10 protein-coding genes are annotated in these 9,837 nt (G+C 71.1%); 7 read left to right on the forward strand and 3 right to left on the reverse strand.

Annotated elements, in window-relative coordinates; genetic code table 11:
* Window positions 1–102: 102 nt before the first annotated feature.
* Window positions 103–1,749, reverse strand: coding sequence for an FAD-dependent oxidoreductase (locus tag CCN35_RS15680; protein ID WP_067397777.1), 1,647 nt, complete (start codon window positions 1,747–1,749; stop codon window positions 103–105).
* Window positions 1,750–2,021: 272 nt separating this feature from the next.
* On the opposite strand from CCN35_RS15680, the gene CCN35_RS15685 reads away from it, so the two are divergent.
* The 7 genes from CCN35_RS15685 to CCN35_RS15715 all read left to right on the forward strand — a co-directional run bounded on the left by CCN35_RS15685 (window position 2,022) and on the right by CCN35_RS15715 (window position 7,301).
* A complete protein-coding gene (locus CCN35_RS15685) occupies window positions 2,022–3,170 on the forward strand; it encodes a SchA/CurD-like domain-containing protein (protein ID WP_067397766.1) in 1,149 nt (382 codons plus the stop codon).
* Between the two features lie 64 nt (window positions 3,171–3,234).
* Window positions 3,235–3,651, forward strand: coding sequence for a cupin domain-containing protein (locus tag CCN35_RS15690; protein ID WP_086793183.1), 417 nt, complete (start codon window positions 3,235–3,237; stop codon window positions 3,649–3,651).
* Window positions 3,648–4,916 carry a beta-ketoacyl-[acyl-carrier-protein] synthase family protein gene (locus CCN35_RS15695; RefSeq protein ID WP_086793185.1) on the forward strand — a complete coding sequence of 423 codons (1,269 nt, stop codon included), beginning with the start codon at window positions 3,648–3,650 and terminating at the stop codon, window positions 4,914–4,916. Before CCN35_RS15690 ends, CCN35_RS15695 begins: the two co-directional genes overlap by 4 nt.
* Window positions 4,913–6,163 carry a beta-ketoacyl synthase N-terminal-like domain-containing protein gene (locus CCN35_RS15700; RefSeq protein WP_067397763.1) on the forward strand — a complete coding sequence of 417 codons (1,251 nt, stop codon included), beginning with the start codon at window positions 4,913–4,915 and terminating at the stop codon, window positions 6,161–6,163. Before CCN35_RS15695 ends, CCN35_RS15700 begins: the two co-directional genes overlap by 4 nt.
* Before the next feature lie 53 nt (window positions 6,164–6,216).
* The gene (locus CCN35_RS15705) at window positions 6,217–6,474 is read left to right on the forward strand and encodes an acyl carrier protein (RefSeq protein WP_086793190.1); all 258 of its coding nucleotides are present in this window, start codon (window positions 6,217–6,219) and stop codon (window positions 6,472–6,474) included.
* A gap of 1 nt (window position 6,475) precedes the next feature.
* A complete protein-coding gene (locus CCN35_RS15710; RefSeq protein WP_086793192.1) occupies window positions 6,476–6,958 on the forward strand; it encodes an SRPBCC family protein in 483 nt (160 codons plus the stop codon).
* A gap of 19 nt (window positions 6,959–6,977) precedes the next feature.
* On the forward strand, window positions 6,978–7,301 hold the full coding sequence (locus CCN35_RS15715; RefSeq protein WP_067397760.1) for a TcmI family type II polyketide cyclase: 324 nt from the start codon (window positions 6,978–6,980) through the stop codon (window positions 7,299–7,301).
* A 220-nt stretch (window positions 7,302–7,521) separates the two neighbouring features.
* Here the strand turns inward: CCN35_RS15715 and CCN35_RS15720 are convergent, their stop codons facing one another.
* Window positions 7,522–8,550 carry a methyltransferase gene (locus tag CCN35_RS15720; protein WP_067397759.1) on the reverse strand — a complete coding sequence of 343 codons (1,029 nt, stop codon included), beginning with the start codon at window positions 8,548–8,550 and terminating at the stop codon, window positions 7,522–7,524.
* A 67-nt stretch (window positions 8,551–8,617) separates the two neighbouring features.
* A complete protein-coding gene (locus CCN35_RS15725; RefSeq protein ID WP_067397758.1) occupies window positions 8,618–9,676 on the reverse strand; it encodes a right-handed parallel beta-helix repeat-containing protein in 1,059 nt (352 codons plus the stop codon).
* Window positions 9,677–9,837 lie beyond the last annotated feature (161 nt).

A 9,837-nucleotide genomic window follows, 5' to 3' on the forward strand; every position in this document is an offset into this window, starting at 1 on the left:
CCGGCCCGGACGGCGGACGTCCGCCGTCCGGGCCGGGCACGGCGGGGCGGGCCGCCCGCGCCGCCCTCGCGTCGCGTCCGGCCCGTCGTCCGCCTGCGCGGTTCAGGCGGTTCTGAGCAGCGTCCGTACGACCTGGCGCAGCGTCGCCTCGGCGTCCGGTACGGCGCCCGCCGCGCGCCAGGCGACGAAGCCGTCCGGGCGGACCAGCACCGCTCCGTCGGCGGTCGTGCCATGGGCCCGGGCCCAGTCCGGTGCGGCGTCCGGCCCGTCGTCCTGCGGGGCGTACGTCAGCTCGGTGCCGAAGCGGTACGAGACCAGGCGTGTGCCGTCGGCGTCGGCGATGCGCCGGGCCGCCGTGTGCCAGTCCGTCGCCGACCGGGCGTCGCTCAGCAGGACCAGGGAGCGTTCGTACAGGTCGAGGGTCGAGATCCGCTCGCCCCCGCGCCGGATCCACAGGTGGGGGGCCCGGGTGCCGGGGTCGCCGTTCAGGCGCAGGGCGTCGGGGACGACCTCCTGGTCCGGGTCGGCGCCCAGGACGGCGCCGTGGAGGTAGCGGTAGCCGAGGACGACGTTGAGGATGCTGCCGCGCTTGGCACCGCCGACGCCGGGGGCGGGGGCGAAGCCGGGGTGGCTGTGCTCGACGGAACGGGCGGAGGCACGGGCGCTGGTGGCCCTGGCGACCGGGCGTCGCTCGGTGTCGTAGGTCTCGAGCAGCGCGGGACCGGCCCAGCCGTCGAGGACGGCGGCCAGCTTCCAGGCGAGGTTGTGGGCGTCCTGGATGCCGGTGTTGGAGCCGAAGGCCCCGGTGGGGGACATTTCGTGGGCCGAGTCCCCGGCGAGGAACACACGCCCGACCGCGTAGGTGTCGGCCACTCGTTCGGCGGCTCGCCAGGATGCCTTTCCGGTGATTTCGACGTCGAGGTCGGGGACGCCGACGGCGAGACGGATGTGCCGGGTGAGGCGCTCCTCGGTGAACGCGTCGAGGGTTTCGCCGCGTTCCGGGTGCCAGGGGGCGTGGAAGACCCAGTGCTCCTTGTTGTCGATGGGCAGGAGGGCTCCGTCGGCCTCCGGGTTGGTGAGGTAGCAGCAGATGAAGAGGCGGTCGCCGACGACGTCGGCCAGGAGCTTGGAGCGGAAGGTGACACTGACGTTGGCGAACAGGTCGCCGGGGCCGCTCTGGCCGATGCCGAGGCGGTTGCGGACGGGGCTGCGGGGGCCGTCGGCGGCGACGAGGTAGGACGCGCGGACGGTGTAGCGCTCGTCGGTGGCCCGGTCCCGTACGACCGCGGTGACCCCGTCGCCGTCCTGCTCGAAGGTCTCCATCTCGTGGGAGTAGCGCAGGTCGCCGCCGAGCCGGCGGGCGCCGGCGAGCAGGACGGGCTCGAGGTCGTTCTGGCTGCACAGGCACCAGGCGGTGGGGCTGAACCGGGCCAGGGCGCCGTCCGGGTCGATGTGCCGGAAGAGCCATTCGCCGGCGTCGCCGACCAGGGTCGGGGTCTGCAGGATGCCGTGGTTGTCCGCGAGCAGTGAGGCGGCCGTCTTGATGTCGGGCTCGATGCCGGCGACCCGGAACAGCTCCATGGTGCGCACGTTGTTGCCGCGTCCACGGGGGTGGATGGAGGTGCCGGAGTGCCGCTCGACCAGCATGTGCGGAACGCCGAGGCGGCCGAGGAAGAGCGAGGTGGACAGGCCCACGAGGGAACCGCCGACGATGAGGACGGGTACCTGGTGGTCGGCTCTGTGGTGCATCGATGCCTCCAGGAGCGGGGTGCGGGTGGGGGCGCGGCCTGTGGGGCGCATCGGAGTTTCCATGCCCGGTCCGGGGCCGGTTCGCGTGCGTCGGCGGGATCAATCACCCCCGTGATCACCCGGGTGGTGCACACGAGTCGCGGACCGTCCCGTACCGGCTCAGGATCGGGATCACGCTGACGTCGCGTCATCCGCGGCCGGCGTTCTCCCTGTCCCGTCAAGCCCCGCCAAGCCCCGCCCAGGACGAGCCCCCGCCAAGGAGACGTACGCAGATGACCGCCATCTCTGAGCGTGTTTCAGACCCGAGCAGTCAGCAGGCCTCGAAAACCGTGTCCCAGTCCGTCTTCGACGGATCCCGGCTCCGGGTGGTGCTGCTGGTGGACGTCTACGACGGCGCCCAGCAGCAGTTTCTGGAGGCGTACGAACAGCTGTGCAACCAGGTCGCCTCGGTTCCGGGGCACATCAGCGACCAGCTGTGCCAGTCGATCGAGAACCCCTCCCAGTGGCTGATCACCAGCGAGTGGGAGAGCGCCCCGCCATTCCTCGCCTGGGTGAACAGCGAGGAGCACGTGCGGATGGTGGAGCCGATGCACAGCTGCATCCGGGACACCCGGTCGCTGCGGTTCCACATCGTGCGGGAGACCGGCGGCGAGAAGGCCGCCGCGGCGGCGGCCGCCGGACGGCGGCTGCAGGCTCAGCCGCGGATCGGTGACGGCGTGATCCGGCATGCGCTCACCTTCACGGTGAAGCCGGGCAGCGAGCGGAGGGTCGCCGAGATCCTCGCGAACTACAGGTCGCCCAGGGCGCGGGTCGACGACACGACCCGGCTGTGCCGGACCTCGCTGTTCATGCACGGCAACCGGGTGGTGCGGGCGATCGAGGTGCGCGGGGACCTGCTGGCGGCGCTGCGGCACGTGGCCCGGCAGCCGGAGATCCGGGAGGTGGAGGAGGCCATCAACCCGTATCTCGAGCAGGACCGCGACCTGAACGACCCGGAGTCCGCGCGGGTGTTCTTCACCCGGGCGGCGCTGCCCGCGGTGCACCACGTGACGCTCGGTCAGGAGGACGAGCGGGCCGAGCGGCACGCGCTGTTCTACCCGGCGCGGCCCGGCATGGGCATGAAGCTGGCCGAACAGCTCTCCCTGCACGACGAGCGGGCGGCGGACGATCCGCGCAGCCCGGTGCTGCGCAGCACCGTCTTCGAGCGGGACGACGTGGTCGTACGGCTGATCGACGTCCGGGGCGGGCTGAAGGCCGCCGACCCGGCCCTGGCCCTGGGGCTGCCGGACTCCGCGCAGGTGTCGGAACTGACCACCCTGCTCGACGGGGGCGCCACCGGAAGCGACGTCGACCTGGAGCGGCTGCTCTCCCTGACCCGCATGGAACTCATCACCGACCGCCGGTCCGCACCGGACGCCTGAGGCACCCCCAAGTCGACGCAGCACACACCGGAGGAACGACGTGACCAAACCCCGACCCCGAATCGTGGATCTCAGCGAGATCGAGCCCAACGTCAAGCGCGGAGGCGATCTGCGTGCCATGCTCACGCCGACCACGGTCGGTTCCACCAGCGGTTTCATGGGCGTGGCCATCGTGCAGCCCGGCGACCGCATCGGCGAGCACTACCACCCGTACTCCGAGGAGTTCGTGTACGTCGTCTGCGGCGACCTGGAGGTGGACCTGGACGGCGAGCCGCATCCGCTGCGGCCGGAGCAGGCGCTGCTGATCCCCGCCTACATGCGGCACCGGTTCCGCAATGTGGGCAAGGTGGAGGCGCGGATCGTCTTCCATCTGGGGCCGCTGGCGCCGCGCCCGGAGCTCGGCCATGTCGACACGGAGGGCGTCGAGGCCGTGCCGGCGGCGGCCGCCGCGGAAGCCGGCGCGGCGGAGACACGGTCATGACCCGGCGGGTGGCGGTCACCGGCATAGGCGTGGTGGCGCCGGGCGGCATCGGCGCCCCCGCGTTCTGGGACCTGCTGGCCGACGGACGGACGGCGACGCGGGGCATCACCTTCTTCGACCCGACCGGCCTGCGGTCCCGGATCGCCGCCGAGTGCGACTTCGATCCGCTGGCCGCGGGGCTGGACGAGGAGCAGGTGGCGCGCTGCGACCGGTACATCCAGTTCGCGCTGGTGGCCGGCGAGGAGGCGATACGGGACTCGGGCCTCGACCTGGAGCGGGAGAACCCGTGGCGGGTCGCGGTCTCCCTGGGCACGGCGGTGGGCGGCACGACCCGCCTGGAGCACGACTACGTCCTGGTCAGCCACCGCGGTGAGCGCTGGGACGTGGACCACAGCCGGGCCCAGCCGTATCTGGAGCGGGCGTTCACCCCGAGCACGCTGGCCTCGACGGTGGCGGAGCGGTTCGGGGCCCGCGGCCCGGTGCAGACGGTCTCCACGGGCTGCACCTCCGGGCTGGACGCCGTCGGCTACGCCTTCCACACCGTGGAGGAGGGCCGGGCGGACATCTGCATAGCCGGGGCGTCGGACTCGCCGATATCGCCGATCACGATGGCGTGCTTCGACGCGATCAAGGCCACGTCGCCGAACAACGACGATCCCGCCCACGCCTCCCGTCCCTTCGACAACGACCGCGACGGATTCGTCATGGGCGAGGGCGGCGCGGTGCTGGTCCTGGAGGAGCTGGAGCACGCCAGGGCCCGCGGCGCGCATGTGTACTGCGAACTGACCGGCTACGCCACCTTCGGCAACGCCTACCACATGACCGGTCTGACCCGTGAGGGCCTGGAGATGGCGAAGGCGATCGAGATCGCCCTGGACCACGCCCGGCTGGACCCCACGGAGATCGACTACGTGAATGCGCACGGCTCCGGCACACGCCAGAACGACCGGCACGAGACGGCCGCGGTGAAGCGGGTGCTGGGCCCTCACGCCTACGACACGCCGATGAGCTCCATCAAGTCGATGGTGGGGCACTCACTGGGGGCGATCGGGGCGATCGAGGTGGTGGCCTGTGTGCTGGCGCTGGCCCACCAGGTCGTTCCGCCGACTGCCAACTACGAGACCCCGGACCCCGAGTGCGATCTGGACTACGTCCCGCGGGAGGCCCGCGAGCGGAAGATGAACAGCGTGCTCTCCGTGGGCAGCGGGTTCGGCGGTTTCCAGTCGGCGGTGATCCTGACCCGGCAGAGGGAGAGGACACGATGAGCGCACCCCCCAGGCGGAGGGCCGTCGTCACCGGTATCGGTGTGATCGCGCCCAATGGAACGAGCACCGAGGCCTTCTGGAAGTCCACCCAGGAGGGTGTGAGCGTCCTGGACCGTGTGACCCGCGAGGGCTGCACGCACCTGCCGCTGAAGGTGGCCGGTGAGGTCCGGTCCTTCGATCCGTCGGCGGTGATCGAGGAGCGGTACATCGTCCAGACGGACCGGTTCACGCATTTCGCGATGGCCGCGGCCGACGCCGCTCTCGAGGACGCCCGGCTGGGCCGGGCGGACACCGAGGACAGGCCGTTCTCGGCGGGCGTGGTCACCGCGGCCGGCTCCGGCGGGGGCGAGTTCGGCCAGGGGGAACTGCAGAAGCTGTGGGGCAAGGGCAGCCGCTATGTCGGCCCCTGGCAGTCGATCGCCTGGTTCTACGCGGCCAGCACCGGTCAGATCTCGATCCGCCGCGGCTTCAAGGGGCCGTGCTCGGTGGTCGCCGCCGACGAGGCCGGCGGTCTGGACGCGCTGGCGCACGCGGTGCGGGCCGTGCAGCGCGGCACGGACGTGATCGTGGCGGGCTCGACGGAGGCGCCGCTGGCCCCGTACTCGATGGTCTGCCAGCTCGGGTACCGCGAGCTGAGCCTGGTGGACGATCCGGCGCGGGCGTACCGGCCGTTCACCGAGGGGGCGTGCGGATTCGTCCCGGCCGAGGGCGGTGCGATGTTCACCGTCGAGGAGCTGGGCGCGGCCCGGGAGCGGGGAGTGCCGGTCCGGGCCACCCTGGCCGGGCACGCGGCGACGTTCACCGGGGCCTCCTGCTGGGAGCGGTCCCGGGAAGGGCTGGCGGAGGCGATCCGCGGGGCGCTGGCCGAGGCCGGATGCGCCCCGGAGGAGATCGACGTCGTCTTCGCCGATGCGCTCGGGGTGCCCGAGGCGGACCGGGCCGAGGCCCTCGCCATCGGCGACGCGCTGGGCGCGCACGGGCGGCGGGTGCCGGTGACGGCACCGAAGACCGGCACGGGACGGGCGTACTGCGCGGCGCCGGTGCTGGACACGGTGGCGGCGGTCCTGGCGATGGAGCACGGGCTGATCCCGCCCACCCCGAATGTCTTCGACATCTGCCATGACCTCGATCTGGTGACCGGATGTGCCCGTCCCGCGCAGGTGGGGACGGCGCTGGTCCTCAGCCGGGGACTCATGGGCTCGAACTCGGCGCTGGTTCTGCGGCGCGGAGCCGCCGACGCGACCTGACCGGGCGCGGGAGCAATCAGCGGGAGCAATGGAGCAACAAGGAGAGGAACCGCATGAGTGACCGCATCACCGTGGAAGAACTGTCCGAACTCATGAAGAAGACGGCCGGTGTCGCCGTCAGTCCGCAGGAGCTGGCGGAGCGGCCCGATGTCCCCTTCGAGGAGTTGGGCATCGACTCGCTGGGCCTGCTCGGCATCGTGGGCGAGCTGGAGAACCGGCACGGTGTGCCGATGCCGCCCGACGCGGAGCGCTGCAAGACGCCCCGGAAGTTCCTCGACCTCGTCAACAGCACCTTTCTGGCAGGAGCGTGAGATGGCCGGCCACACGGAGAACGAGATCACCATCGCCGCACCGGTGGACCTGGTGTGGGAGATGACCAACGACGTGGAGAGCTGGCCGCAGCTGTTCAGCGAGTACGCCTCCGCGGAGATCCTGTCGCGGGAGGGGGACAAGTGCACCTTCCGGCTGACGATGCACCCCGATGAGAACGGCAAGGTCTGGAGCTGGGTCTCCGAGCGCGAGCCTGACCGGGAGACGCTCACGGTCCGGGCCCGCCGGGTGGAGACCGGGCCGTTCGCCTACATGAACATCCACTGGCGGTACGAGGAGGTGCCCGGCGGCACGCGGATGATCTGGACGCAGGACTTCGAGATGAAGCCGGACGCCCCGGTCGACGACGCCTGGATGACCGACAACATCAACAAGAACTCCAAGATCCAGATGGCGCTGATCCGCGACAAGATCGAGAAGGCCGCAGCCGAACGACGGGCCGAGCCGGCCCTGAGCTCCGACTGAGCCGGACGGAGGACCCACCGTGCACCAGGCCCTGATCGTCGCCCGGATGGCTCCGGGATCGGCCCCCGACATCGCGAAGATCTTCGAGGAGTCCGACCGGGGGGAGCTGCCGCACCTGGTCGGTGTCACCCGGCGCAGCCTCTTCCAGTTCCACGACGTGTACCTGCATCTGATCGAGGCGGACCGGGAGCCGGGGCCGGCCGTCGCCGCGGTGGCGGACCATCCGGAGTTCCGGAGGATCAGCGAGCAGCTGTCGGCGTACGTCAGCGCGTACGACCCCAAGACCTGGCGTTCGCCGAAGGACGCGATGGCGCACCGCTTCTACCTGTGGGAGCGCGACTGAGCCACTCGCCCGATCGCCGTCCGGTTCCCTCACGGACGGTCTCCGGCCGCCGGACCCGTGGTGCAGCGGGTCCGGCGGCCGGCGGGTGAAGGGGGAGAGTGAAGAAGAGACGTGCGGAGGAGGAGGGAGAAGAAGAAAGAGGAGGAAAGGGGAGGAGGAAAGGGGAGGAGGAAAGGGGCTGGAGAAGAGGGGGGGTCTTCTCCAGCCCGTCCGGTTTCCGTCAGGCGGGCACCGTGCAGTCGAAGGCGTGCAGATAGGGGTTGACGGGACTGATGTCGTCGATGGTCAGGCCGGCCGCCTTCAGCCGCTCGACCATGCTGTCGGTGGTGTGCTTGGCCCCGCCGACGTTCAGCAGGAGCAGCAGGTCCATGGCGGTGCTGAACCGCATGGACGGGGTGTCGTCGACGAGGTTCTCGATGACGACGACACGCGCCCCGGGCCCGCCGGCGTCGATGACGTTGCGCAGGCAGCGGGCGGTGGAGTCGTCGTCCCACTCCAGGATGTTCTTGATGATGTAGACGTCGGCCTTGACGGGGATGGCCTCGCGGCAGTCGCCGGGCACGATCCGCACCCGGTCCGCGAGCGAGCCGCCCTCGAGCAGCCGGGGGTCGGCGTTCTCCACCACGCGCGGCAGGTCCAGCAGGGTGCCGTGCAGATGCGGGTGCTTCTCCAGCAGGCTGGCCACCACATGGCCCTGGCCGCCGCCGATGTCGGCGACGGAGGAGGCGCCGGACAGGTCGAGGAGCGCGGCGACGTCCTCGGCGGACTGCCTGCTGGAGGTGGTCATGGCCCGGTTGAAGACGTCCGCCGACTCGGGGGCGTCCTCGTTGAGGTGGACGAAGAACTCCTTGCCGTACAGGTCCTGGATGACGTTGCGGCCGGTGCGCACCGCCTCGTCCAGCCTGGGCCAGGCGTCCCAGGTCCAGGGCTCGGTGCACCACAGGGTGATGTAGCGCAGGCTGTTCGGGTCGTCCTCGCGCAGCAGCCGGGACATGTCGGTGTGCGCGAAGGTGCCGTCGGGCCGTTCGGTGAAGACGCCGTAGCAGGTCAGGGCGCGCAGCAGACGGCGCAGCGGCTTCGGTTCGGCCTTCACCGCGGAGGCGAGGTCCTCCGCGGACATGGGGGTGTCGCCGAGCGCGTCGGCCACGCCCAGCCGGGCGGCTGCGCGGAGGGCGGCGGCACATGCCGCCCCGAACGCGAGCTCCCTGAGCCGCATGGACGGTGGTGGGGCGGACTGAGCGGTCGTCATGTGCCGCCTTTCCTTCCTGGTCGGTCCCCCGCGGGGGGCTTGGTGGGGTTCGGGTGGAGCGACGGTCTCAGCACAGTCCCTCGGGCTCGGAGGCCCGGCAGACGTTGCCCCGGAAGGTGTTGTTGTGCTGGGTGCTTTCCTGGTTGACCAGGTCGGCGGGGGAGTTGCCCCGCAGCGTGTTGTGGTGGATCCGGTTGTTCTCGCTGGTGGCGCCGACCATGCTCTTGAAGAGCACGATGCCGCCCGACAGCGGGGACTTGCCCGAGTTGCCGACGACCGTGTTGCGGGTCACGAGGGTCTCCTCGGCGCCGGTCAGGACGATGCCCGAGCCCTGCAGATGGGGCAGCCGGGCGGTCTCGGCGCAGTACTTGTTGTTCTCCACGACCTGGTTGTCGCTCACGGTCAGGGCGCCGGCCTTCGGCTTGTTCTCGTCGCCGACGACGAACACGCCGGCGCAGTTGCCGGTGATCTCGTTGGCGGCGACGGTGAGGTCGCGCAGCCGGCGGACGGTGACGCCGATCCGGTTGTTCTCGAGCCGGTTGTGGGCGACCTTGGTTCCGCCGGTGTAGAAGGAGCCCTCCTCGGCCGTGACGGTGTTGGCGAGGAAGAGGCCCGCGTCGCCGTTGCCCCGGGCGGTGTTGTGCAGGTACTGGCTGCGGACGGAGCGCTCCTCGGCGATGCCCCACACTCCGTTCTTCTCGGCGGTCACATTGCGTACGGTCAGCCGGTCGGTGTCGAGCGCCATCACGCCGGCGCGGGAGAAGCCCGCCACGGTCAGATCGGCGATGGTGACGCCCTGCAGGCGCTTGTCCTTGCTTCCTTCCACACAGATGCCGTTGCCGCGTTCGCCGCAGTCGCCGGTGGCCTTGGCGGCCGGCTCCAGGACGGTGTCGCGGCCCGCGCCGCGCAGGGTCAGGCCGGGCTTGGTCACCTTGACGCTCTCGTGGTACACGCCGGGCGCCAGGAGGACGGTGTCGCCGGTCCTCGCGGAGTCCACTGCCTTCTGGATCGACTCTCCCGGGGACACCAGAAGGGTTCTGGGGTGCGAGTGCGGCAGGCCGGCGGCGACCCCCGAGGCGGTCAGCACGGCGGCGCACAGGAGAAGAGCGGAGTGGCGTTTTGTCATATCCCGCACGCTATGTCCCCATGGTTCGATCGCAAGGTCTGATAGGCCGATCGGGGGCGTGTCCTGTGCGCAGAACGCGGGCCTGTCCACAGCTGTTCGGGGACGGTGACCGGAGCTGTTCGGGGACGGTGACCGGCCGTCGGCCGGTCACCGTCCCCGAA

This window comes from Streptomyces thermovulgaris, from assembly GCF_002155915.1.
In the GTDB taxonomy this organism is placed as follows: Bacteria; Actinomycetota; Actinomycetes; order Streptomycetales; family Streptomycetaceae; genus Streptomyces; species Streptomyces thermovulgaris.

Coding starts and splice junctions, on each gene's coding strand:
- CCN35_RS15680 (WP_067397777.1), bottom strand. CDS start 1,749: ATGCACCACAGAGCCGACCACCAGGTACCCGTCCTCATCGTCGGCGGT.
- CCN35_RS15685 (WP_067397766.1), top strand. CDS start 2,022: ATGACCGCCATCTCTGAGCGTGTTTCAGACCCGAGCAGTCAGCAGGCC.
- CCN35_RS15695 (WP_086793185.1), top strand. CDS start 3,648: ATGACCCGGCGGGTGGCGGTCACCGGCATAGGCGTGGTGGCGCCGGGC.
- CCN35_RS15700 (WP_067397763.1), top strand. CDS start 4,913: ATGAGCGCACCCCCCAGGCGGAGGGCCGTCGTCACCGGTATCGGTGTG.
- CCN35_RS15705 (WP_086793190.1), top strand. CDS start 6,217: ATGAGTGACCGCATCACCGTGGAAGAACTGTCCGAACTCATGAAGAAG.
- CCN35_RS15710 (WP_086793192.1), top strand. CDS start 6,476: ATGGCCGGCCACACGGAGAACGAGATCACCATCGCCGCACCGGTGGAC.
- CCN35_RS15720 (WP_067397759.1), bottom strand. CDS start 8,550: ATGACGACCGCTCAGTCCGCCCCACCACCGTCCATGCGGCTCAGGGAG.
- CCN35_RS15725 (WP_067397758.1), bottom strand. CDS start 9,676: ATGACAAAACGCCACTCCGCTCTTCTCCTGTGCGCCGCCGTGCTGACC.